Origin of the sequence: Vibrio sp. RM-41-2B, assembly GCF_024744415.1 — a bacterium.
Classification (GTDB): domain Bacteria; phylum Pseudomonadota; class Gammaproteobacteria; order Enterobacterales; family Vibrionaceae; genus Vibrio; species Vibrio diabolicus.
Window position 1 is genome coordinate 138,805 of sequence record NZ_JAMQWD010000015.1, and the last position, 25,148, is coordinate 163,952.

At 42.3% G+C, this 25,148-nt stretch carries 21 protein-coding genes; 10 read left to right on the top strand and 11 right to left on the bottom strand.

Annotated features, from left to right (window positions below):
• Positions 1 to 155: 155 nt before the first annotated feature.
• Positions 156 to 1,520 (top strand): endonuclease/exonuclease/phosphatase family protein, encoded by a 1,365-nt coding sequence (locus NB463_RS10905; protein WP_048624974.1) that lies wholly within the window; start codon positions 156 to 158, stop codon positions 1,518 to 1,520.
• Between the two features lie 292 nt (positions 1,521 to 1,812).
• Here NB463_RS10905 and NB463_RS10910 read toward each other — a convergent pair whose 3' ends face one another.
• From NB463_RS10910 to NB463_RS10925, 4 genes are all read right to left on the bottom strand, one after another.
• Positions 1,813 to 2,346: a DNA mismatch repair protein gene (locus tag NB463_RS10910; protein ID WP_258431191.1), complete on the bottom strand. Its 534-nt coding sequence runs from the start codon at positions 2,344 to 2,346 to the stop codon at positions 1,813 to 1,815.
• Positions 2,340 to 2,726 carry an MAPEG family protein gene (locus tag NB463_RS10915; RefSeq protein ID WP_005395243.1) on the bottom strand — a complete coding sequence of 129 codons (387 nt, stop codon included), beginning with the start codon at positions 2,724 to 2,726 and terminating at the stop codon, positions 2,340 to 2,342. The genes NB463_RS10910 and NB463_RS10915 overlap by 7 nt, the downstream gene beginning before the upstream one ends.
• A gap of 197 nt (positions 2,727 to 2,923) precedes the next feature.
• Positions 2,924 to 3,829, bottom strand: a complete 906-nt coding sequence (gene rarD, locus NB463_RS10920; protein WP_258431192.1) for an EamA family transporter RarD — start codon at positions 3,827 to 3,829, stop codon at positions 2,924 to 2,926.
• Positions 3,830 to 3,930: 101 nt separating this feature from the next.
• Positions 3,931 to 4,653 (bottom strand): sulfite exporter TauE/SafE family protein, encoded by a 723-nt coding sequence (locus NB463_RS10925; RefSeq protein ID WP_005395248.1) that lies wholly within the window; start codon positions 4,651 to 4,653, stop codon positions 3,931 to 3,933.
• 446 nt (positions 4,654 to 5,099) lie between these two features.
• On the opposite strand from NB463_RS10925, the gene NB463_RS10930 reads away from it, so the two are divergent.
• Positions 5,100 to 5,624 carry a prepilin-type N-terminal cleavage/methylation domain-containing protein gene (locus NB463_RS10930; RefSeq protein WP_258431193.1) on the top strand — a complete coding sequence of 175 codons (525 nt, stop codon included), beginning with the start codon at positions 5,100 to 5,102 and terminating at the stop codon, positions 5,622 to 5,624.
• A 51-nt stretch (positions 5,625 to 5,675) separates the two neighbouring features.
• On the opposite strand, the gene NB463_RS10935 is transcribed toward NB463_RS10930, so the two are convergent.
• Positions 5,676 to 6,656, bottom strand: a complete 981-nt coding sequence (locus NB463_RS10935) for a chemotaxis protein (protein WP_025998672.1) — start codon at positions 6,654 to 6,656, stop codon at positions 5,676 to 5,678.
• Positions 6,657 to 7,134: 478 nt separating this feature from the next.
• Here NB463_RS10935 and NB463_RS10940 point away from each other — a divergent pair, with 478 nt between their 5' ends.
• Positions 7,135 to 7,743: a response regulator transcription factor gene (locus NB463_RS10940; protein WP_258431194.1), complete on the top strand. Its 609-nt coding sequence runs from the start codon at positions 7,135 to 7,137 to the stop codon at positions 7,741 to 7,743.
• On the opposite strand, the gene NB463_RS10945 is transcribed toward NB463_RS10940, so the two are convergent.
• The 3 genes from NB463_RS10945 to NB463_RS10960 all read right to left on the bottom strand — a co-directional run bounded on the left by NB463_RS10945 (position 7,740) and on the right by NB463_RS10960 (position 11,440).
• Positions 7,740 to 8,627, bottom strand: coding sequence for a LysR family transcriptional regulator (locus NB463_RS10945; RefSeq protein WP_046876026.1), 888 nt, complete (start codon positions 8,625 to 8,627; stop codon positions 7,740 to 7,742). The two genes, NB463_RS10940 and NB463_RS10945, sit on opposite strands and share 4 nt — an antisense overlap.
• A 136-nt stretch (positions 8,628 to 8,763) precedes the next feature.
• The gene (locus tag NB463_RS10950; RefSeq protein ID WP_258431195.1) at positions 8,764 to 10,125 is read right to left on the bottom strand and encodes a GGDEF domain-containing protein; all 1,362 of its coding nucleotides are present in this window, start codon (positions 10,123 to 10,125) and stop codon (positions 8,764 to 8,766) included.
• Positions 10,126 to 10,285: 160 nt separating this feature from the next.
• Positions 10,286 to 11,440: an EAL domain-containing response regulator gene (locus NB463_RS10960; protein WP_258431196.1), complete on the bottom strand. Its 1,155-nt coding sequence runs from the start codon at positions 11,438 to 11,440 to the stop codon at positions 10,286 to 10,288.
• A 678-nt stretch (positions 11,441 to 12,118) separates the two neighbouring features.
• On the opposite strand from NB463_RS10960, the gene ylqF reads away from it, so the two are divergent.
• Both ylqF and cqsA read left to right on the top strand, forming a co-directional pair.
• A complete protein-coding gene (ylqF, locus tag NB463_RS10965) occupies positions 12,119 to 13,063 on the top strand; it encodes a ribosome biogenesis GTPase YlqF (protein ID WP_005376521.1) in 945 nt (314 codons plus the stop codon).
• A 340-nt stretch (positions 13,064 to 13,403) separates the two neighbouring features.
• A complete protein-coding gene (cqsA, locus tag NB463_RS10970) occupies positions 13,404 to 14,585 on the top strand; it encodes an alpha-hydroxyketone-type quorum-sensing autoinducer synthase (protein WP_258431197.1) in 1,182 nt (393 codons plus the stop codon).
• Between the two features lie 103 nt (positions 14,586 to 14,688).
• Here cqsA and NB463_RS10975 read toward each other — a convergent pair whose 3' ends face one another.
• Positions 14,689 to 16,734 (bottom strand): hybrid sensor histidine kinase/response regulator, encoded by a 2,046-nt coding sequence (locus NB463_RS10975; RefSeq protein WP_258431222.1) that lies wholly within the window; start codon positions 16,732 to 16,734, stop codon positions 14,689 to 14,691.
• Between the two features lie 367 nt (positions 16,735 to 17,101).
• Between NB463_RS10975 and NB463_RS10980 the strand changes: the two genes are divergently transcribed.
• Positions 17,102 to 17,719 carry an HAD family hydrolase gene (locus NB463_RS10980; protein WP_258431198.1) on the top strand — a complete coding sequence of 206 codons (618 nt, stop codon included), beginning with the start codon at positions 17,102 to 17,104 and terminating at the stop codon, positions 17,717 to 17,719.
• An 86-nt stretch (positions 17,720 to 17,805) separates the two neighbouring features.
• On the opposite strand, the gene NB463_RS10985 is transcribed toward NB463_RS10980, so the two are convergent.
• A complete protein-coding gene (locus NB463_RS10985; RefSeq protein ID WP_258431199.1) occupies positions 17,806 to 18,354 on the bottom strand; it encodes a GNAT family N-acetyltransferase in 549 nt (182 codons plus the stop codon).
• Between the two features lie 272 nt (positions 18,355 to 18,626).
• On the opposite strand from NB463_RS10985, the gene NB463_RS10990 reads away from it, so the two are divergent.
• The 4 genes from NB463_RS10990 (at position 18,627) to NB463_RS11005 (ending at position 24,180) form a co-directional block, all read left to right on the top strand.
• Complete coding sequence (locus tag NB463_RS10990) at positions 18,627 to 19,751, top strand: acyl-CoA desaturase (protein WP_005398197.1); 1,125 nt, start codon at positions 18,627 to 18,629, stop codon at positions 19,749 to 19,751.
• 355 nt (positions 19,752 to 20,106) lie between these two features.
• Positions 20,107 to 21,474, top strand: a complete 1,368-nt coding sequence (dcuC, locus tag NB463_RS10995; protein ID WP_065645920.1) for an anaerobic C4-dicarboxylate transporter DcuC — start codon at positions 20,107 to 20,109, stop codon at positions 21,472 to 21,474.
• 226 nt (positions 21,475 to 21,700) lie between these two features.
• Positions 21,701 to 22,291 (top strand): LemA family protein, encoded by a 591-nt coding sequence (locus tag NB463_RS11000; RefSeq protein WP_005398201.1) that lies wholly within the window; start codon positions 21,701 to 21,703, stop codon positions 22,289 to 22,291.
• The gene (locus tag NB463_RS11005) at positions 22,291 to 24,180 is read left to right on the top strand and encodes a M48 family metallopeptidase (protein WP_258431200.1); all 1,890 of its coding nucleotides are present in this window, start codon (positions 22,291 to 22,293) and stop codon (positions 24,178 to 24,180) included. The genes NB463_RS11000 and NB463_RS11005 overlap by 1 nt, the downstream gene beginning before the upstream one ends.
• A gap of 68 nt (positions 24,181 to 24,248) precedes the next feature.
• On the opposite strand, the gene NB463_RS11010 is transcribed toward NB463_RS11005, so the two are convergent.
• Positions 24,249 to 24,605, bottom strand: a complete 357-nt coding sequence (locus NB463_RS11010) for a hypothetical protein (RefSeq protein ID WP_005398137.1) — start codon at positions 24,603 to 24,605, stop codon at positions 24,249 to 24,251.
• Positions 24,606 to 25,148 lie beyond the last annotated feature (543 nt).

A 25,148-nucleotide genomic window follows, 5' to 3' on the forward strand; every position in this document is an offset into this window, starting at 1 on the left:
CCTTTTGGTGTTGAAAGTGTTGCGTTTATTGCACAAATCACACAAAAACTAATTGAACATGTAAATATGAAAACGTTTGTGTGATTGATATCGCTTAAAACAATTACTGATGACTTTAATATTCAGCCGAATCAATTATAAGGTATGACGTACCCATGAAAACAATCAAAACCTCTATCGCTCTCCTGGTTGGCGCCGCTCTATTATCTGGATGTAATGACGACACTGAATACGTCAATGTTCAGCCTAAAGAAGTAAAAATAGCGACTTACAACCTCTCTTTTGACCGTGCAACTTTTGAAGCTTTAGTGAGTGAAATGCAAATTGAACCAGCGCAGCAAACTGTATTGGTTACTGCCTATTTAGACGGTTCTATCGCCGCTGAAGACAAAACCACTGCGGAAAAAGTCATTCAAATTCGAAACGTTGCTGCGATTATTCAGAAGAATCGCCCTGACGTTCTTATGATGGCGGAATACAACAACGACGGAACAGGCGAGAACAAAGCAGCTCTTGAAGGCTTCCAGAAGAACTACCTGTCTGTCGCGCAAAGCATCAATGGTGCAGGCGGTGAAGCGAATCTTGAACCTATCGAATATCCTTACGCGGAGTCTTACTCTACCAACACGGGTTTGCTAAGCGAGTTTGACCTCGACAACAACGGAACAGCAGGTCAAATGCCGGGCGATGCATGGGGCTTTGGCATGTACCACGGTCAATACGCCTTTGCCCTAATGTCTAAATACAAGATTGATACGGCAAATACGCGTACGTTCCAAGCGTTTAAATGGAAAGATATGGAAGGTGCGAAGATTCCAACCATTACTATCTGTGACGGCTCACAAAAGATTCCAGATGGCATGAAGTGTGGTGATGAGTGGTACTCTGCAGAAGAATGGGATCAAGTACGCCTATCTTCTAAAAACCACGTAGATGCACCAATTATCATTCCGACTCGCAATGGCGAGGAAGTTGTGCATCTACTGATGTCGCACCCTACTCCACCAGTATTCGACCCAGGTAAAAACAAAGCGCAAAACGCAGCCGAAGTAGAGTTCTGGCATCACTACATTCAAGGTAAAGACTATTTCTACGACGATGCAGGTAAGCAAGGTGGCTTAGCGAACGGGGCTAAATTCGTAATGATGGGCGATCAAAACCTTGATCCAGTAGCCGGTGACGGTATTAGCTCAGTAATGCAAGAACTGCATAATGACCCATTGGTTAACCAAACCGTGATGAATGGCGAGCTTTATCCGACAAGCTTTGGTGCAGCCGAACACGCTGTTGACCGCAGCTCCACTCACCCATATCCGAATCGCATCACTTCGACGTTTGGCTTGGGTGTAGATTATGCCTTGCCTTCTGCAAACCTAAATGTGGTGGACTCTGGTGTATACTGGTCAGCTTCTTATGAAGAAGGTCGTAAGCTATTTAACGATGCGCGTATCGGCAAGTATGGTGATGGCAAAGATGTGTCTTCCGACCATCGCATGATCTGGATTAAAGCACAGTTCTAAACTGTGTCATTTAAATAAAAAAAAGCCAACCACAAGGATTCGTGATTGGCTGTATATATTTGTGAACAAAGTGGTTCACTAACAACGTCAGTTGGCTAGGTGACCCTCGGCTTAGAAAGGGTCACTCATACTAAAGCATGAGACGTGCCAACTTTGTAGTGCACAAAAACAGGTTGTTATTTAACCACTTTCATTAAAACTTCACCAATAGCCACTGTTTGCTCACGCAATGAATTGCAATTTGCAAATTATAATTAGCATTTCGCAATAAACCCTACCGTTAACTTTTGTTCTATGGCTTCCTAGCCAAATCACGTGCGAGGATTAATGCGAGTCCGAATACTTGTAAGAAGAGCCCGATATTCTTGTACCAAGCGATCTTTTCATCTTGCTTTGCCATTACCTCATTGAGCTCTACATTCTCAATGTAATAGTCATCAATGCGACCTCTATACGAAGCTTGTGCTTGGTTTATCTTTGACATTAACTGAGGGAGTTTATCTATTTGTATTTCATCCGATTCGTGATGAGTCCAAGAGGATAAGTGCCCTTCCAATATCTGTTCTATCTCCGAAGGTATCGCTGCGCTCTGACCTATGTGCAAGTGAAGCAGCAACGCCTCTCTTTTTCTTTCTAGAGTTTCAACGCTATTCCACGCGAGTTGGATGGAATACAAGTTTTCCGCCTTTTGCTCTGCGAGTTGCGAATACTGTTTGCCAAGCCTATCAAGGACCAAGCTAGTAAGAACGATCGCGCCAATATTCAGTACTAACCCAATCAGAACGAGTACCCATGGCGGCGGGATATAGCTACGAAGACTTACCATAACTTATCGTACGGAAGATAAATCATATTCAACACAACCAGCGAAAGTATCACTAGGAATGTCACCTGCATGCCCCTAACACGCCTTTTTAAGTCCTCTTTTAATATACCTCGAGCATGGATAATTCGACCGATCACGAAAATAATGCCTGTGAGATGTATCCAGGTTGGGTAAGCACTATTGGATTCTAATAGTGCCATTAGAATCAGAGTAATGGGGATATATTCTGTCGCGTTACTCTGTGCACTACGAGCGATTTGGAGAGCCTCTACTCCTCCGTCAGCATAAGCAACCTGATTTAAGCGACGCTGCTTAATCACTTGAACGGCCAACCAAATAATCAGTATTGCAAGAATGCTAGCGTATAGAGCTGTGATCATATGTCGTCCTTTTTGATCCGGTTTTCATTATATAGCGTGTCACTTGGCTATAAATATAGCGGTATCCTAATGATAATGCGTCAATTAACCTCAAATTATGCTTATAAGAAAACGAGTAAGAGAATACTTTATGGAACTAAAAACGCCCTCGAATAGAGGGCGTGAGAGTGAAATCGTGAATATTCAAGAATAGTGCACTATAAAGGATGATTGGCCAACTTTTTACGCTTATGCCCTTTGACAGTACTTTCAAAGATTGTAAATAACAGCCCCACCCAAATAAAGGCAAAAGTCACTGCTTTAACTTCATCAAACAGTTCACCGAAAAACATCACAGCCAAAACAAATTGCAAGCTTGGTTCAATATATTGCATTAAACCAACTGTCGATAAGTTTGTTATACGTATCGCGATAGAATAAAAAATCAGTGGTAAAAGCGTGATCGGTGCGCTGCCAAAGTACAAAAGCAATGTTGTGATATCTACGCCTGAAGCCAACTCACCCACTGTCCATTGTTTGTAAAACAAATACGCCACGGCAACTGGAGTCAATAGCAGGGCCTCAACAAACAAGGTGGTGCTCCAGTCGTATGTTATCTTCTTCTTGTACAAGCCATACAAAGCAAAGAACAACCCCATCGTTAGTGCGATAACAGGCAACTGGCCATAATGAATCACTTGATACATCACGCCAATTGTTGCTAGCACAATTGCGATGAGTTTGCCTTTTGAAAGCTTATCTCCAAGAATAAACACGCCTAACGCCACTGACACCAACGGTCCAATAAAAAAGCCTAAGCTTGCATCAATGACTCGATGGTGAGTCAAAGCCCAAGTGAACGCACTCCATGAAATACACATCAAACTGCTCGCGACAAACGTGTACCACAAAGATTTTTTGTCACACCAGATTTCTTTCCAATTCGGTCCTCGACGGGTTATACCAAGCACAATTAAAAAACCGACCGGAACTGAGCCGATGATTCGCCATGCCAGCAACTCATCCATTGAAGCATTCGGTAAATAACGATAATAAATGGGTAGCAGCCCCCAAATTACAAAGGAGAATGCTGCCATAAAAGTGCCATAACGAGTGTTATTCATAAAACTATCGCTCATCTAAACGAATAAGTCAGCGCAAACAAATCGCGCTATGCATGATAAAAGGAACGCGATATCCCTGTGAGTTTAAGATGCTGAGGGCATTACTGGTTCAACGCTTGTACTACTGCTGTAAACCCACTCACAAAACACAACATAAGTGCTCCAAACCGAATTTTTTCTTTTGGTAACGATTGGGTGGTTTTCATCGCGAGCCAATACCCAAGTGCTGCCGCAGGTAATAGCGGAATAGTAATCACCAAATGGTGTAATGTGAAGAAACCTGCGGGAATTTGAACAACGAGCGAAATGATGGAACTGAAAACAAAAAATGCCGATAGGTTACCACGTAACTGATTCGCTTCTTGATGTTGCAACAACAGCGCCATCGGTGGGCCTCCAATCGCCGAACTGGTACCAAACAATCCAGAAAAGAATCCTGCTAATGTCATACGCGCTGGTGTGGGTTCAACCCGAAACGGTAAAACACTCACCACAACCGCGAATAACACCAAAAAACCAATCCAAAGTGTAAGAGCTTGAGTCGAGACAAAAAACAGTAGCAAGCCGCCAGCGACCGATCCGGGCACACGCCCAATCAATGCCATTTTTAAACCGCCGATTTCAACACTACTGCGGTGCTTCATCGCATTCATCAACGAAATAAATAACGCGACTAAACAGATTGGTGCAGGCACATACTCCGGCGCCCAAAGAATCAGTAAAGGTGCGGCAACAATTGCCAAGCCAAAGCCTATTGCGGTTTGTACATAAGAGCCAAGAAATATTAGCCCTATCGCAAGCAAGTTTATCGAATCGAATTCCATTTAGATTATTCTTATATTTGAAAGCCAAACACGAAAGCAAAGCACATTCGCACGATGAATGCGTCGAGTGTGTTGTGATATGAATCTCGCGTAGCATTCATCAAAGTGAACAAAAAGACAATCCATTTGTGCGGTTTGCCATCACTTCTTTTCGTCTTTCATTCAGCCAATGTACACGTATGCTTATATCTAGACGAATTCATGCTCGACTATTCATACAGCATTTCTTCAACGGAATTAATGACTGCTCAAAAACGGCCGCATTAGATCTTTGAACCCTCCTCCCGCTCTATATAGGCGTAATCGATTCTCACTACGTCGGTATAGCACTTTATGACTCATCGCTTTATACTATTGATCATTTTGTCATTACCGTACTTATTTACACAACAACAAGTGTACGGTCAGTGTTACTTTTTCTACCTTTAACTTGCTGTGAAAATAATATGAGAAAACAAACTGGATTTACTCTAATAGAGTTAGTCGTAGTTATTGTCGTGCTTGGCATTCTTGCTGTCACTGCCGCACCACGCTTTTTAAACCTTCAAAGTGATGCGCGTGAAGCGCGTTTAGAAGGCATGAAGGGCGCGATTGCATCAGCGCTCGGTGTCGGTTATGGAAAAATGGCGACTGCAGGGTTGGAGAGCAAAGCATATGTTGCAAATTTTGATAATAAATTCACCAAAGCAGAGCTGCCTTTCGAAGGCTGTACTATTGGCGCCAACAAGCGATGCGTCTTCTTATACGGATACCCTGATGCAGATGAGACTGCTTTGGGGTTGCTTGTTCATGAACTTGAACATCAGTACGGTACAACAGATTGGAAAATTGAGGCTTTTGAAGATAAAAGGCTCGTAGCGATAATGGCAAGAGATGACAAGAGTGCGTCAAAAGAGAAGTGCAGTATCATTTATGGTCCACCACTTAGAGAAAACCAAGACTATACTCTAGTAATTAATCATTGTTCTTAAAACAACAGGGCTGCACATCGGCAGCCTTATTTTTAATCTTATCGGGTTTGTTTACGCAAAGTTAAATACGTATTTATCCATCATATTCACCATACGGCCAATCTCTGGCTTGGTAATCGTATCATTTGCGCCAAGAGACAGTGCTTTCGCTCGGTTATCCTCACTCATCAATGATGAGAACATAATGATCGGCATTTCATGAAACGCTTCAGTATCGCGTAGTCTCTTCACTAAGTGCATACCATCCATTCGAGGCATTTCTACGTCCGTAACCACCGCATCTAACAGCTCTTTAACTGGCAAGTTTTCTTCTTTCGCGACCTCGATTAAGCTCATTAATTTCTCATGAGCCTCACCACCGTCTTTACAAGTGATCACATTGTAACCTGAAGAAGCTAATGTATCTTGAATCAAAGAGCGAATAAATGCTGAGTCATCCACCACCATGATCGTTTTAGCATTACGCTTACCCACCATTCTCTGGTTTAGATCTACCGACTTATCCCCTTTCACATCGTATTTTTCCATACTCAGCTCTGGGTTAATATCCGCGATGATTTTTTCAAAGTCGAGAATCATGATCAGGTTGCCTTCTTTGCGGACAACTGCCACTACACAATCTTGTTCGCCCGCTTCCAAAAACTGACTTGGTGATTCCACATCATTCCAAGAGATACGATGAATACGTGAAATACTATCAATCAGAAAGCCATTGGTCATTTTGTTGAAATCAGTAACGATAACAAACTTACGCTCTAGGTCCTGGCGTGTTGGTACACCTAACCAACCAGCTAAATCAACTAAAGGCGTCAATACATCTCTGGACGAAAACACCCCGATCATGTGAGGTTGTGCGTTTGGATAATCGGTTGTCTCTGGTACGCGAATCACTTCTCGTACTTTCGCAACGTTGATGCCGTAATAACAAGTTTTTGTGCTGCCATCCGGCAATGTTTTTTCTAAATGAAACTCGATGATTTCAAGCTCATTGGTACCACTTTCTGTCAAAATGGTGCTGGTTACGTTACTCATAAAGCCAATTATCCAACCAAAATACGCATCAGAAAAAGTTTGATGCAAACGCCATGAGAAGCCATTCTCAGGCTAAAAATCCAAGCATCCTTTTTAGTCGTTACAACAAAGTTTGTAAACCACCAAAAGGACGGCCAACGCACATTTCCATATCAAACTGTGAAAAAATGTCTCATTTTTGAACAGGATAACATGAGTTAACTTAGTGCGACCTTACCTTCCCACTTTTAGCGGCCATTTCGATGAAAAGTTTAGGGTTAATATTGATGTTTTTCGTTGGCCTATCACTATACCCACACATATGAAATCCCTCGTGTATTGGCGTATTCGACAGTATCTTATTCAATTGTGCTCAGTGAATTTCAATTATAGAAAATGTCATTTTCCTTTCCATCAGAAAGGTTTTTCCTACAATCCCTCTTAATACAATCATATTGCGTTGGGCGGTATGACAGTTCGGATAGTAGTGAGGCTCCATTTGAATAATGTTCTTATCATTGATGACCAACCACTTTACAGCGAAGCACTGACTTCTCTTGTTGAGAGCGTAATCAACACAGCCGAAGTCATTCAGTCGAAAGACAGCGCAGAAGTAATGGACTTAGTTCGAAATACAAAAATTGATTTTATTATTCTAGACGTTGTCCTTGGTGATCGAGATGGTATGCGTTTGGCGAAGAATATTTTAGCTACGGGCTATCAAGGTAAATTACTTTTCATTTCTTCACGCGACTATTCCAGCCTTTCTAAAGCGGCTTACGAGATTGGAGCTCATGGTTTCTTGAATAAAAACGAGACAAAAGAAGCGATTACTGACGCGATTGTGAGCGTCTCACGTGGGTACTCTATGTTTAAGTCTACTCACGCTCCTTCTACTGGTGATGTCACGCTATCCAATCGCGAAGCCATGGTGTTCCACTACTTAGCTCAGGGCTATTCAAATAAACGTATTTCAGAACAACTATCGCTCAGCGCTAAAACCATCAGCACTTACAAAACTCGTATTTTGAAAAAATACCATGCAGATTCATTGATTGAATTACTGCATACGATCCCAAGCGCTGAAAACATTCAATGCGATCGTTAGTTCTTCATATATTTTGCAATGGCATCGGTTAATATCTGGTGCATTGCGTCGTGACGATGGCTTTGCTTCATCTGAAGTACAACCTTTGGCCAGCCGTTGGGGTAATAAGATTCAGGAATACGAATAAAACGGTATCCTTCGATTGGCGCCTGATACTCCAGAAAAACCGTCGCCGCCTTTTTTTGTTTGAGCAGCTTTAGCACACTGCTCACGTTATCTAGCGCTGCAATTCGATTGATCACCATACCGTGGTTCTCCATTGCTCGTTTTGCAAGCTGCTCTTTCTCTTTCCAACCGATAATTTCAAGCATAATAAATGGCAGTTTGGCAGCCTCTTCAAGAGTGGTGATCCCAAGCTCTTCCGGAACAACAACCACAGCAGGCGCGTAGCCAATAAATTTCTGATGGATAGATTTTGGCAATTCATCATTGAAGTAATGAAGCTGGGCATCCACTTTGCCTAAAAGGATTTCGTCCACCGTATATTCCGTGATGGTTGCGACAGTAATATGAGCTTTAGGAAACAGCGTCATTAAATCCATCGCCAACAAGTGTCCAAATGAGTACTGAGCCGTTTGGGGTAAACAGACCGTTATATCCTTACTGTATTTTTCTGGTTTGAATTCTGATCGAACTAAGCATGTTTCTAAGTTATCTAATGCATCTGCTATTTTGGGTAACTGACGCATCAGAAAGTTGGTAGGTTCTAAATGATGTGGGTGACGAATGAATAGTTCATCACCAAGCTGGATGCGTAAGCGAGCAAGATATTTACTGATCGACGCCTCACTCTTGCCCAAGGCTTTCGCTACGGGTTTAAGCTGACGATGCTTTTCTAACAGAACCAGTATTTTTAATAGGTTTAGATCAAGGTCTTTGTTCACGATACAGTACCAGTTGGGTCTTATGCTAATCAGCAATCAAAGGAGCATTATGCATTGCTCGACTAATATAAAAGACCAAGGGTACTGCTTGGTCAAATTTATCAAACAGTTATGTCATGGTTATGTATTGTTGTCCTCAAACACGCTGTTTTTTCATTTCATATAATTCTTCATCTGCTCTCACGATCACCTCTTGCAGCGTTTCATCCTCTTCGCGCGCAGCAACACCAGTACTAACGCTGATCTCTATATCTAATGTACTTAAACGATTGTGTTTAACAACGCCACGGAGCTTTTTCGCTAACATGGAAGCTTTACTCATGCTGCATCCGGGCAAAATGACAATAAACTCATCACCACCAGTCCTGACTAAGTAGTCACTGTTCCGAAAAACCTTTCTCATTGAGTCTGCAATAATAACAATGACTTCATCGCCAACATGGTGTCCGTAACGATCATTAATCTTCTTGATACGATTTCCGTCAATCGCAATGATAGAGTATGGTTCAACCTCCATCCGATGTTTAAACCGATCTTCTTTAAATACTCGCCGATTTAATAATCCGGTTAAGTCATCTTGCGTTACATCACTCAGAGCATTTTCTAATTGAATTTTGCTCTGTTTAGATTCATTAGCTTTTCGATAATAGGCGAACGCTACGACAAAATAGATGACAAGAATAAAGCTGTAGTCCACCAAAATTTTACTAAACGGATATTGGTAAACGACGAGATTATTATTGTCGGCAACATAGGATTGAGTGTAAGCAAAATGAGCTAAGGGGTAGCTCGGAAAGTAAATAATTATCTGCTTATTTCCGTTACTAACCTCTACGTCAACGGCTTTGCCTTCATTATAAAGCGATGATAAATACAGTTGTTCCGAAAATTCGCCGACAAGCTTCCCTCTATAGTAGACGGGACTCATTATACTTAATGCCATCTCATCTGAATACGTGGTTTTGAAGGGCTTAGAGATAAGAACTCGGTCGGAGAGCTGCTCTTTCCACGCGGCAAGAATACAAGCGTAATTCACTCTGCACCATTCTATATCAAACGTCTCTTTAGATCCCTCTAGAGCTGGGATTGGTCGTTCTAAGATGAGTTTGTCACTAGTGTAAGAACGAAAGTACAATATGGCGTCTTCTCTATCGTAGACATTGGACAAATGAGCTTCTGCTTGGTGTAGGGCTTTACGAGCAACAGTTTCCACATAATCTAGGTTTTTATACGGCTTTAAAGCATAAATTGCATCTTGAAAACTGAAGTCAGTCAGTACTTCTATTTGTTCGATACTGAAGTTTTCATACTGCGCCAATTGAGCTTCGGTCAACAAGCCTAGCAGAATGACCTTCTGCTTTGTTTTTGCTAAATTGTTAGCGTACGTATTAAATTGCTTCTCCTCATAAGAGATGAGAACAGCACCAATCATGGCCACCGATACAATAAATAACAACATCGCAACCGCAAAAGAAGAAACAAAACTTCTTACATTCATAACACTTTATGTTCCCACTACTTTTGCAAGTTCAATAACATTATTTACATTAAACTTGTCTAGAAATCGACGTTTCTTGATACTCACGGTTTTATCACTGATAGCCATACAGATAAGCATTTGATCATCAAAGATCAAACAGTTCAATTCTTTCATATTTTTACTTCAAAATAGTGATTACCTCTAACGGCATGGGCTTATCAATGTAAAAGCCTTGGCAGATGTCTATTCCACATTCGCGCATGGTTTTATAGGTTGCTTCGTCTTCGACACCTTCTGCGACAATACGAATATTGAGGCTTTTCGCTAAAGCACAAATAGCGATGACAATGCTTTTCTTTTTCAGGTCTTCACTCGCTCCGTAGACAAAAGCGCGGTCAAGTTTGATCTCGTTAAAAGGTAACTTTGCCAACTTTTCAAATGTAGATGAGCCCGTACCAAAATCATCAATTGATACCGTGACACCTATCATTCTGAGTTTGATGAGGTTTTTGTAGATAGACGTGCTAGCTTGGAAAGCTTCCCGCTCTGTAATCTCAATGGTGATTTGTGACGGGTCGACACCACTTTCCGAGCATTGTTGAATAAAACGATGCGAGAAGTCAGGGTCGTTCAAGTTTTCGTGGTCGACATTAATCGAGACCTTTTGGGTTAATCCCCTATTGTTGATGTCATAGATTGTATTAATCAGCACTGATTGAAAAAGTTCAGAAGACAAATGGCATCGTTTTACGATCGGAAGAAAGTGGTTTGGTAACAACACGCCATAAATGGGATGCACCCAACGCGCTAACGCTTCATAACCTAAAAGCTCACCACTGTGTGCGTCTACCAAAGGTTGGTAATAATTCTTCACTCGCCCCTCACCCAAAGCAAACAAAAACTCTTGGTCTTGCAGTACGATAGGTTGAGCAAACGCTGTTTTTCGCGTTCTTCCATCTTTTATTTGGTTGAGGAGTTTAACCACTTGCATTTCGTCGTACGGCTTAGGCAGTTCTCCTAATATCTCAAAACTAAACCCTTCGCACATTTCTCGTACTGCCGAGATGATGCTCTGCTCCAACAAACCGACTAGCACGACTTGCCCGTGATACTGGATTTGGTCGAACACTTCCAAGATGTCGATACCGCCTTTTCCAGGCATCTGGAGATAGCAAAAGATCACATCAAAATATTGCTTTTGTGCACATTGAATAGCAGTGTCCACACAATTGAATGTACTGACTGAAGCGCCACTATGGCCCAATATTTGGGTAAGTATCTTGGTTTGTAGAGGATGACCATCAATCACCATCACATTAAGCTGTGTATTCATTTATCTCTATCCAATAGTCTATATTTTCGATCTCCTGCTCGATTGGTTAAATTAATCCTGCCACTCGCTGATCAAAATCGACCAGCATTACTCAGCCTCAATGTAAAACTCCGTCTGCTTGTCAGTTCTCAATAACTCTCACTATCAATGAGTTAAAAAAGAAACTACTGGCAAAAATGTGGCAACGGACAACGCTGTAATACGACTTATCGTACTGAGCATAAAGCCTTACTCGGACTGGGCAGTCAGATTAATTTGTGTCGGCTAAATGTCAAATTTCGACTAATAGCGAAATGAAATATAAATTACTGATATAAAGATAAAAATTTAAAATAAGTCAGAAAAAACCGACAAAACAATCCACCTTTGACTATACAATATTTGCGCTCAATATCTCACCAAAGTGAATACTTGTTGTAAGTCCGTTGGCGAGCATACTCAACAAATGTTTGCTTGCTCGTTTGTAAACCGTGGCTTTTTGTCTCCATCTTGAATGCTTCGCCTTCATTCCGTGATAAACTAGCTCATTAACACAAAAGAAACGCTCAACTTTGCGGTACAGAGCCACAAAAGTAAGTACGGTTTTAACACACTCTGTCTAAAACTATGCTGCTCGAAGCTCAAATTACTACTCGTACGCCCGTTGGAGCAGTAAGAAAATTAAGGTATTAAATTCAAATGGTTAATAACTCAATCCAGTGGTTTCCTGGCCACATGCACAAAGCACGCAAAGAGATCGAAGAAGCAATCCCACAAGTGGATGTGATCATCGAAGTACTGGATGCTCGTATTCCTTTCAGTAGTGAAAACCCTTTGATATCTCAAATCCGTGGTGACAAGCCAGTCGTTAAAGTCTTGAACAAGCGTGATTTGGCCGATCCTGAGTTAACTCAATTATGGATTGAGCACTTGGAGCAAGAGCAACACGTAAAAGCAATGGCGATCACGACGTCAGAACCGCAAGAAGTGCATCGAATCATGGAGCTTTGCCGTAAACTTGCCCCACACCGTGAAGAGATCGGTAAAAACATTCGTACCATGATCATGGGGATCCCAAACGTTGGGAAATCAACAATCATCAATACTCTAGCTGGTCGAACGATCGCGGTGACTGGTAACCAGCCAGCGGTAACACGTCGTCAACAGCGCATCAACCTGCAAAATGGCATCGTTTTATCTGATACTCCAGGGATTCTGTGGCCAAAAGTGGAAAACCCACACAGTGGCTTCCGTTTAGCTGCTACTGGCGCTGTAAAAGATACTGCGATGGAATACGACGAGGTTGCGTTTTACACCATTGAGTATCTAGCAGCCCACTATGCAGACAAGCTTAAAGAGCGTTACCAAATCGAAGAGCTTCCTGAATCAGATATCGAGATCATGGAAGAGATTGGTCGCCGCCGTGGTGCACTACGCGCAGGTGGACGTGTGGACTTGCACAAAGTATCAGAGATTTTGTTGCACGAACTTCGCCAAGGCACACTAGGCCAAATTACACTAGAGCGCCCAGAAATGATCACTCAAGAGCTGATTGAAGTCGAGATTGAAACCGCTCGTAAAGAAGAAGAAAAAGCGAAGCGTAAAGAAGAGCGCCGCAAGCGCTATCTACGTAATAAGCGATAAACTGATATTATCTTTTCCCAATCATATTTTAAGGCGCGATTTTCGCGCCTTTTTTGTTATCTAATGCGCCCATTTTTTCACTTTTCAAACTTTATATTCTTCATACAAAATCCAGATATGAAGCACGAAAAAAACACCGCAAAATCGCCGTATAAACTTTAAGCACAAACTAGTTTAGACCCCGGGCCCCTATAGAGTTACAGCCACCATCCAACCCTCAAATGTCGAGTTTGCAAGGGTCTGCAAACTTATGCAACCTGGTTAGTGACACTCTCCCCAAAATCCGCAATATGAATAAGTGTCAGCGCTGGCGTTTTTCCATATGAAGAAGAGATTTATTATGAGTGAAACTATACAAAGCAAACCACTTCCTTCCTTTATTGAGGAACGCCTAGATTTTCATATTCAAGATCTAATTGAACCGAACGAGAACAAAAAACACCTTGTTCTTGGTAAACGTCCACCATGTAATGCTATTGTTATGCAAAGCAATGATTACCTTGCACTGTCTCATAACAAGGAGATTCAAAACGCGCATCGTGATGCGATTTCTCAACACGATGACAACGTCGTGATGTCCGCGATTTTCTTGCAAGATGATGAGTCGAAACCTGCATTTGAAACTCAACTAGCCAGTTTTGTCGGCATGCCTAGCTGTCTGCTTTCCCAATCGGGATGGGCAGCGAATGTCGGTTTATTACAGACTATTTGTGCACCGAACATACCTGTGTATATCGACTTCTTTGCGCATATGTCTTTATGGGAAGGTGCACGTATCGCAGGAGCACAAATTCATCCGTTCATGCATAACAACACCAACCACTTGCGAAAACAGATTTCACGCCATGGTTCGGGAATTATTGTTGTGGATTCGGTTTACAGCACTATCGGAACCATTGCTCCTCTACGTGATATCTACGAAATAGCACAAGAGTTTGACTGCGGCTTAGTTGTGGATGAATCGCACTCGTTAGGTACGCACGGTCCGCAAGGCGCTGGGCTACTGCAAGAGCTGGATTTGACTCATATGGTGGATTTTGTAACCGTAAGTCTTGCAAAGACATTTGCTTATCGTGCTGGCGCAATTTTAGGGGCAGAAAAGCTGGCGAAGACGCTTCCATTTGTCGCGTATCCTGCCATTTTCAGTTCTACCGTGTTACCGCAAGAGATCATTCGGTTAGAAAAAACACTGGACGTCATAAAGAAAGCCGATGACAAGCGGGAGATTTTGTTTAAAAGAGCGAAGTCTCTAGCCGTTGGTTTAAAACGTATTGGGTTTACTATTCGCAGTGAGTCGCAAATTATCGCGCTAGAATGTGGCAACGAAAGAAACACTGAGCGAGTTCGCGACTTTTTAGAAGAAAGGAATGTCTTTGGCGCAGTTTTCTGCCGCCCTGCAACAGGAAGAAACAAGAACATCATTCGTTTTTCTGTCAATGCGGACATGACTGCCGCCGAAGTCGATCACGTTCTTTCCGCCTGCCAAGAAGCGTTTGTTCATCCTGATCTAGATTTTGTATAAGCTAGAGTGTAGGTAAAAATAAAGAGCTCAGCAGTTTTGCTGAGCTCTTTATTCGGATTCGCATTATGAGCAACTCGTCTCAAGATAACACAGTTGCGAGTGATTAAATCCAGTTTGCGATTTTGTCGAATAAGCGATTTTTATCCGCTGGTTTTACGATAAAGTCAGACATGCCAGAAGAGCCTATTTTGTCCAGCGTAACAGGTGAGCTATCCCCAGTATGCGCAATAATAGGTACCGACGCATAGTTTTTATCCGAGCTTCGAATTCGCCTTGAAGCTTCTACACCATCCATGATGGGCATCTCGATATCCATAAGAATGAGGTCAACGTTCTCTTGCTCTAATGTATCCAGTGCTTGCTGCCCGTCTTCTTTCTGAATCACTTCAAAGCCCTGCTTTTCGAGTAACATCGCGGTAAATTTTCGCAAAGATTCGTTATCATCCACGACCATAATTGTCCGCTTATTTGACGTATCCAAAGCCACTGAGGCCGTTGGTGTCGACACATAGCTTGAATCATACAAGAGACGGTCAATGGTTGGCTTAGTATTCAATAACCAGGCTTGAGTCTCGACCCAAATAGGCTCATATGCCGCTTTGCGTGCTCTCTGTGTTGGGTGATGCTCAAAAAGATAAACGATACGAGCTTCCGTGAAAGACAAAAGAGGTTCTAATCTATCCAATTGGTTTGCTCTTGCATCCAAGCTCTCAAGGTCGATAAAAATCAGGTCGAATTCGAACTCATACTCTTTCTTTTTGAGCACTTGATTAACATCTAAGATCGTTGATTCAAAACCCATAAAACGGCTAATGTCCGTCACTTTCGACACAAGAATATCTTGATTAGTCACCGTTAGGATGGTTTTGAGTTTGGTCAAATCGTTTTTAATTTCAGTCACGATATCAGATGTGATCGGCGGGAAAGTTAACGTGAACTGAGACCACTCACCTAGCTGAGACTGGCATTCAATGTTACCTCCAAAAGAACGCATCACTTTTTTACAAAATGGCAAACCCAAACCATAGCTGCCTGACTTACCAGTTGTGTAAAAGTCCTGAAATATATTACGTAGGACATCAGGAGCAATACCAGCACCATTATCGGTTACAACGATTTGGTTTGAGTGCTCCGTGCTCATCATGGACACATGTATGTGGAAATCTTCAGATGTGCGGTGATGGAAGGCGTTCTTGAAAAGGTTGTACATAACGTATTTAAGTAAGGTATCGCTACCAAGAAAATCAAACTCACTTCTCGCATCTAGGGATATAGCAAAGCGATCCGTCGCACGCTTATAACTAAAGCTTTCAATCGCTTTTTCAACCACAGAGTGAGCAGAATGCTTTTGAAAACTGGATCGCGAGACACGGTTTTCGTCTATCGATGTCAGAAGTAAATCTATCGTCTCGTTGCCCGACTGGATGATGTTCATCGCATCCTCACTAACTTCGCGCAGCAGGGTGACATCCTCTCCGCTCATCAGATATTGGTCTTTCTCGGCTTCTTTTTTATTGGGTAAGACTGATTGGATAACATCGATTGACGTGCAAAGGCCACTTAAAGGGTTACGCATTTCATGCGCAATTCCGGCCCCGAATGACTTGGCCAACGACACTTTCGCTTCGTGCTCTACTTGGTTCCGAAAGTAGAATAAATTGCCAAATACATAAATAAAGAGAAAGATTGGCACATGCGTCCAGTCCATTGTTAAATCGAGATGAAACCCTTTCGCCACCCAAGCAAAGAACGTCGCTAAACCTATTCCGGCAAAAGTTTGAGCGAACATAACTCTTGTGACATGAACCAATAGAATGTGCAAGAAAATCGCGGACATAAAGGACATGACCCAAACATTGGACCAGTCATTCATCAGTAACATATAGAAAAAGAAAAACGGTAAGCAAATCGTTATCGTCACTTGGTAGTAAATATGGATATATTCTCGCCACGTTGACGACAGGCGATTTCTAAAAATGATGCCAAAGAACAATAGTGAACAAAACAATCTGAGCGGCAAGTTTTCATAAGCCTGTGGGAAAACAAAATCCCAAACAAAGTAGTACAGCGGAAAGCCAAGAAACCCCATCCAACCAACGAGAGTCAGGTTGGGTTCTGCATATTGATAAACCTTACGTATCGAGTCCATATTATCTATTTTGCCTACTCCGCCTGACGTCCCAATAGTGTGATTTGCATTCATTCTTATCGTTTTATTATTAAGTAATTATATATTACTTAACGCTTATAAGCAGCGCGAAATGGCGCAAATATTTCGCGACGCTTGTCTTTAATTTCAATCTTTTAAGATAGCGACACTTGATTTACAACCAAATAAATGAAGTTGCATATAGTTTAGTGTAATTTTGCGATAATCGCGTTGTATCCTAAGGGATGTTAATCTCATATACGTTCGAGACATTTAAACAGCGCCTTTGGCTCGAACTTCCAAAGATTTAACGACAGCGCTCACTGTGGATGTAACGCGGTGATGAACAATTGGCTTGGGGTGTGTTATGGAACCTTTACAAATAAAAAACGTAATTTTTGATGTGGGAAATGTATTAGTACGCTGGTCTCCGGTAGAGATTGTTCGCTTAACATTTGGTCACTCAGTAGAAGCGGAAAAAATGGCTCAGTTGCTGTTTTCATCACAAATCTGGAAAGACTTAAACAAAGGAATCATTTCCGAAAAGGAAGCCAAACTGTGCTATCAACGTGAGCACAAAGTGACAGCGGAAGAAATGGACCGCTTTTTTTACTACGTCAAACATACACAAATATTACTTTACGGCAGTGTCGAACTGCTAAAAAGAATAAAAAGTGCAGGATATCGCGTTTATGCGCTCACAGACAACGTCAACGAAATTGTCGAGCATCTTCGTGCTACCTATGAATTCTGGCCGCTGTTTGACGGTGCAATCATCTCTTCTGAAGTGCAGTTACTAAAGCCACAACCAGAGATCTACCAAACCCTACTTTCAACGTATCAGCTTCAGGCTGAGGAAACGGTATTTCTTGATGATATGCCATACAACGTCGAAGGAGCCCGAACGGTAGGCATGTCTGCCATTCAATTTGAAAATGCTCAGCAATGCGAGTCAGAGCTAAAAGCCATGGGGCTTTGCTTTTAAGTCGCCCACTGAAACACAAAACTTTAGGACAGGCACAAAAAAGAGCAGCGTTGATGCTGCTCTTATTGCTAAGCTAAAACGTCAGACTAGGAGTAAATAACGTTTTCTTCTATCCCACTAACTAATGACTGAGCATTCTTCCAACGGAATACCTTCTCCAATACTTCTGTACCACCTGGCGCACGCCAAGTTCGCTCTTGACATTCTTGACCTCCAATATGGCGGTAGAATTCAATTGCAGAAATGTTTTGCGATACGACTTCTAGATAAAGACCAGTGTCTTTAAAATACTGTTGTTGCCATTCTGCGACAGCAAGTAATAGCTGCTTGCCAATACCACGACCGCGGTAGCTGTCATCAACATGCAGTGCGTCAATAAAGGTTCCACGCTCGAAATCATGGTTGCCAAACACACAAACGAAGCCGAGCAACAAACCACCCTCTTCCGCCAAGACAATGTGCTGGTTGAATGGTGGGTTGGTCAGACGGGTTTGCCAGATCAGTCGTTTGTCGTCAATCGCCTCTTTATCAAGATAGTTATCACTAAGAATGCCACGGTAATGACGCTTCCAACTATCCGCATGAAGATGCGCAATGCGCTCGTAGTCCTTATATTCCGCTAATCGTAAATCCATTACGTATTCCTATTTTCTTACATTTTTTGCTTCTTTATAGAGTCTCGGCATATTCCACCTTTATAACACTTGTTTCTTGGCAGATTTTATACACCTTAAGCCAGAGCTCATTTTTTAATACTACTCATTATTCAATTAAAAGCAAAATATCCCATCAAGTTCCTTAATGTACATCCAATGGAACAGTCACATTTGTCTAACTTAAATTTGACTTACACGTGTACGCTGATATTCTGGCGAACAGTTGTTAGCTCAAAGTTAGGAATACACCTGTGACTCAAAACAAACCACCCATTATCTGGTTGAATACATTGATATTTTCTTCCAGTTTTGTTCTGACTTTTATTGTAATGCCTTGGTATGCATATCATTTTGGACTGGGTTGGGAGCATCTAGTTTGGGGAGTGATGGCATTCAGTTTTACGAATCTTTCTATTACAGCAGGCTATCACCGACTCTGGAGCCACAAAACATACGAAGCTCATCCAATTTTACGTGCTATTTTTGCGATTGGAGGAGCATTTTCTTTGCAAAATAGTGCATTACACTGGTCTTCTGATCATCGTGTACACCACAAGCATGTCGACAATAACGACAAAGATCCTTACTCAGCAAAACGAGGCTTTTGGTATTCTCACATTGGCTGGATGTTACGCGACTACAACAAATCGCAGGAAAACGAATACACCAACTGCCGCGATTTAAAGCGTGACAAAATCGTCATGTGGCAACATAAGTACTATGTTCCACTTGCTCTACTCACCAATATTGGCTTTCCGGTCGCTCTTGGTATTATCTACGGCGATATTTGGGGTATGTTATTAGTAGTTGGTGCCGCTCGACTCTTTATGAGCCACCACACGACCTTTTTCATTAACTCACTTGCGCATGTTTGGGGAAAACAGACTTTCACGGACAAAAACACCGCTCGCGACAACGGCGTGTTAGCCTTTTTCACATTTGGTGAGGGCTACCACAATTTCCATCATATCTTCGAGAATGACTATCGTAATGGTGTCTATTGGTGGCATTACGACCCGACCAAGTGGTTGATTAAGTCATGCTCTTGGCTAGGACTGACATCTAAATTACGCACAACGCCTACATTTAGAATTGAAAAAGCTCGCGCAACTCAACTCTTGAAGAAAGCAAAAGAAAAACTGGGAGCAAAACCGAATACGCAGACGATTCTCGATCAGTTACAACACGAGTTTGATGCGCTAGTTCATCACATGCAGGAATATTATGAGATGCGCAAGGAAGTACTCGGTGCAAAAACAGCCAGTGTAGTAAAAAAATACGAGTGCTCTGTGACCAAGATAAAGTATCAGCAAATCAAAGCGGAGTTCGAGCGGCAACAACGCAGTTGGAACCTCATGGTGCGCCGATACGCTTAACTTAACCCATCCTTACGATTTAGCTTCGCTTCGGCGAAGCTTTTTTGTTGCAAGGATTATTACCCTCTTCCAACTCACTGAGTTGTTTCTTTTTCTCATTTTGAATCAATTCCCTCACTATTTATTCAAATTTCTGGTCATATTTTCCTTCCTGCAAACAGCTTCAAACCAGCACATAACACTTAGAAAACCAAATTCCAACAATACAATCTAACGAAATTAATTATTAAATTATTATTTGTCTCAGATCATGCAAGCCCCATATTTGTCTCGTGCCACAGTTAAGAATTCTGTAAATTCCTTGTCATAAACTGAAACAGTTTCTTTCTTTTTTTCATAACATTCGGAGATCCCTATGTTAGAGCTCTTAATTGGCTTAGTTGTCACCATTGCTGTGGGTTACTTTATCGTCAAAGGCTATAAAGCAGCGGGCGTGTTACTGACGGCTGGTATTGCTTTACTTCTTATGACTGGCGTATTGGGGCATGACGTGCTGCCCTCAAAAATCACCTCAACCGGTAACATGGTGACAGACGCGCTAGAATACGTGAAATACATGCTACAATACCGCGGCGGCGGCCTTGGTATGCAAATCATGTTGCTATGTGGCTTCGCTTCCTATATGACTCACATCGGCGCGAATAACGTTGTAGTGAAACAGTTCTCTAAACCGCTTTCTGTTATCAAGTCTCCTTATGTCCTTTTGGTAGCGGCTTACATTGTGGCGTGTTTGATGTCTCTTGCAGTAAGTTCTGCAACCGGCCTTGGCGTACTATTAATGGCGACATTATTCCCAATGATGGTCGCGATGGGGATCTCTCGTCCAGCAGCGGTTGCAGTTTGTGCCTCTCCTGCGGCAATCATTCTTTCTCCAACCTCTGGTGATGTGGTGATCGCCGCCGAAAAATCTGGCTTGGCGCTTGATGTATTTGCGGTACAAACAGTGTTGCCTGTTTCTATTTGCGCAATCATCGTGATGGCTGCCGCGGCTTTCTTCTGGAACAAATACTTAGATAAGAAAGAAAATACGCCAATGGAAAAAATTGACGTATCAGAGATCAAAGCCGATGCACCAGCGTTTTATGCGGCACTGCCATTTCTACCTATCATCGGCGTGTTCCTATTCAACGGTCGTACCATTCCAGGACTTAGCCTAGACATTTACACTATTGTGGTCGGTTCGATTTTCCTTGGCGCTCTGATCCATTACGTTGTAAATAAGTTTGATGGTAAGAAATCACTGGAAGATTTAGATTCTTGTTACGCTGGCATGGCTGACGCGTTCAAAGGCGTTGTGATGCTTTTGGTTGCAGCGGGGGTTTTTGCGCAAGGTCTAATGTCTATCGGCGCTATCGATAACCTACTTCACCTTGCAGACAATGCAGGTGCAGGCGGTGTTGCTTTAATGCTTATCCTTACTGCATTGACAGTTGCAGCAGCGATTGCAACGGGGTCTGGTAACGCACCTTTCTATGCATTTGTGGAGTTGGCACCATCTTTGGCTGCGAAAATGGGACTAAACCCAGCGTTCCTAATTATCCCGATGCTTCAAGCATCAAACCTAGGTCGTACTATCTCACCAGTGTCTGGCGTAATCGTTGCGACATCCGGTATGGCGAACATCAGCCCGTTTGAGGTTGTAAAACGTACATCTATTCCGGTTCTTGCTGGTCTTATCACAGTTATAATTGGTACTATGGTGCTTGTTCCAATGAGTGCCTAACGGCATCGCCAATATTGCTTATCGACAAGGCCCGGCTTCTAGCTGGGCCTATTTCTTTCATCTCTCCAGTGTCATTATTCTTTCTGTATTGCTTTGTAAATGCATTTTAATTGTTACTCAACTCGTGACATATTTCTCGGTTATTACATCGCTTCTTCAGAAGCATTTGCTTAATATCTCAACAGTTTATATAAGAACTGAATACATTAAGAAAATGGGATTTATTATGACTGCATTTATTGTCTTTATCGTTATTGTCCTGCTCATTGTGGTGTACGCCGTCAGTATCTACAACAAGCTCGTTACTCTACAAAACCGTTTCAAAAACAGCTTCGCTCAAATAGAGGTTCAATTAAAACGTCGATACGATTTGATTCCGAACTTAGTTAATACTGCAAAAGGCTATATGGAACACGAAAAAGAAACATTTGAACGTGTCATCCAAGCTCGTAATCAAGCAATTGCTGGCCTGAAAGCAGCCAGTGACGCACCTGGTAGTGATGCGGCAATTAGCCAACTAAACCAAGCAGAAGGCATGCTGCAAAGTGCGTTGGGCAAACTTAATGTTGTAGTGGAAGCCTACCCTGAGCTTAAAGCGAATGAAACCATGAGTCAGCTTCAAGAAGAATTAACCAGCACTGAGAACAAAGTTGCGTTTGCTCGCCAAGCATTTAATGATGCGGTAACCAGCTACAACACATACAAACAAACGTTCCCGCCCGTGTTGTTTTCCAACGCATTCGGATTCCAAGATGGCAAACTGTTAGAGTTTTCTGACAGTGCTGAAATACAAGCGGCCCCGAAGGTTGAGTTCTAATGGATTTCTTTGACCATCAAGATACCGCGCGTCAACGCACTGGGCTTTTGGTGTTCCTGTTTTCCTTAGCAGTTGTCACCATCACTGGTTTGGTAAGCGTATTATCGATTGGTATCTATTACGGAGTAACAGGCGAACACTTTGATCAAGAAACCGCACTTACCTACGTCTTGTTGTGCTTTGCCGGTGTATTGCTGGTTGTTGCGAGAAGTTCAACGGTTCGCTTATCCGCCCTCACCTCCAATGGAGGCCGAGGTGTTGCTGAGAGCATAGGCGGCAAGCTGATTTCCTCAAACACCTTAGATGCAAAACATAGACAACTGCTCAACGTTGTGGAAGAGATGGCAATTGCATCTGGTATTCCGGTTCCTCCCGTCTATGTGATGCAGGAAGAGCGCGGTATCAATGCTTTCGCAGCAGGAATGAGCATTGATGATGCCGTCATCGGCGTCACACAAGGCGCACTGGATAGCTTCACGCGAGATGAACTACAAGGTGTCATTGCTCATGAATTCAGCCATATCTTAAACGGAGATATGCGTTTGAATACGCGTCTTATCGGCGTACTGTTTGGCATCACTTGCATTGCACATTTTGGACACTTGGTCTTAGATAACACTCATCATACGAGTCGCGTATCAAGAAGTTCTTCCGATTCCGATAAAGGCTTTGCGGTTATCATGCTGATTGCGATTATCTGTTTGGTTCTGGGCTGGATTGGCACCTTGTTTGGCTCGATGATCAAAGCCGCAATCTCTCGTCAACGTGAATTTCTCGCTGATGCCAGTGCCGTTCAATTTACTCGAAACGATCAAGGCATTGCTGGTGCACTCAAGAAAATTGGTAGTCATATGGCGGGTTCTTCATTGAATACAAAAGCAAGCGATGAGATGAGCCATATGATGTTTGGTCAAAGCAAACTCTCCGGCTTTTCTGGCCTATTTGCGACTCACCCTCCACTAGAAGAACGGATTCGCCGAATTGAACCTGGTTGGGATGGAAGTTTTTCTCAAAGTTCGCATCGTCCAACGACAAGCTTTGAGAATGATAACGTTAGTGGATTCACATCAGGGACATCGACACAACCGGAGAAACCAACCACTGCAGAACTCAGCGAAGTAGGTCAACAACTACTTAACCAACTTCCTTCCGAACTTGTCGACATCGCTCGTGAACCATATAGTGCGCGCTTTATTGCTTTTGCCTTGATATTTGATGGCAGTGAACTCCAGCGAGAGATGATAAAAAGTCATATCCCAAATGTGTCTCAAGCACAATTATTACCATGGCTAGATTATGATTTGCCTCTTCATCTACGCTTTCCATTACTCGAACTCTCCATCCCTGCCTTGAAATCGCTGAGTGAGGGTCAGAAAAACAGACTGTGCCAGGTGCTACGTGAACTCTCTCAAACTGATGACCACTACTCACTCGCAGAATGGTGTGTCATCAACTTATTGGAGAAACAACTACTCGAATCGTATGGATGTACAAAACAGATCCAGTCTTTAAAGCAATTAAAAGAGAGTGTGTTTTGGCTACTGCGCGAATTGGCTTGGGTTAGTCACTCTCAACCGGAAGACGCTCAACGTGCATTTAGCAGCGCCCTAACTTGTTTGGGCTTTAATGATGCAGAGTTACAACCCGCAAATAAGAACTGGGGCCTAAATCGCGCCGCTTTAGAGCTCCTACTGCAGCTCAAACCGAAAAGTCGTCGCTTGTTCGTAAAAGCGTGTCGATTAGCGATTGAATCGGATGGAAAGGTTACCGTTGCGGAAGGAGAACTCTATAGAGTAATCGCCTGCTTCTTAGAAGTTCCAGAGCCGCCACTAACAGTATCAGTCAATACAGGACAAACCCTACCGAGCCAAACACAACAAGCTAACTGACTTAGCTTTAAACAAAAACGCCAGCACTTTTGCTGGCGTTTTTTCATTATGTTTTCTGATTTGACGATTTACGCTGACTTAAATCGATCAGGGATCTTAGTGATACTCTCTCGATAACTAAACCATAAGTAGGTCACGGCGAGAGAGAAGAATAAATACGAAAGTGCGAATACGATTGGAGATGTAATTAATTCAGCCGACATTCCCCACATCACACCAACAACCGTTATCGTCAACTTAGAAAGCATGCCGCAAATTAGTAAGAATAAAGCAAGCTGTGGAAAGCGCGAGCTACGGAATGCAAAGAAATAACAGCTCCCTACCGCTAGAGAAGCAATAGATAGACCCAACATAAATGAATGGATGTGATCTGCAGATGCGACACCAGCAGATACCGAAGCCATGAGTAATAGGAACAGTTTCATAAGTCACCTCACAACAAGTCTAAAAAAGCATCCCTTCATAAATGAAATCTCATTTTTCGCTATATTCTGCTCCTATAATCTGCAATTACAAGTGACTTTTTTGTTCACTTAATGCACAAAAAACCTAATCAGCTCTAGTTATTACAAAAGGTTAACAATTTAAATTTAAGAAACCCTTTACATCCAATACTTACGGCGATAAGACGATATTTCAGTCATTTTTGTTACAGGGAGTTAACACGGTAACATTTTGAAATTTTTTATATGAAATGTGAGCTGTGCACCCAACTGCGCACTGAATTCTCTGTTTTGACTAGTTCCTCGTTCCTCACAACAAAAATCATCACTTTTTGATAACACTCCAACCACATACAAAACCATGAATTCACATCCGCTTTTAATGTTTCAAATTATTTTATCAGTAACGGCAAAAAGAGATTCCAATCACATATTTATTGGTTATAATCCGCGCTCATTGCGTTAATCGTTGAAAAACGCAAACTAATTTTGAGAAAAAACATCTTTAAACCAACCCTCTTTGCG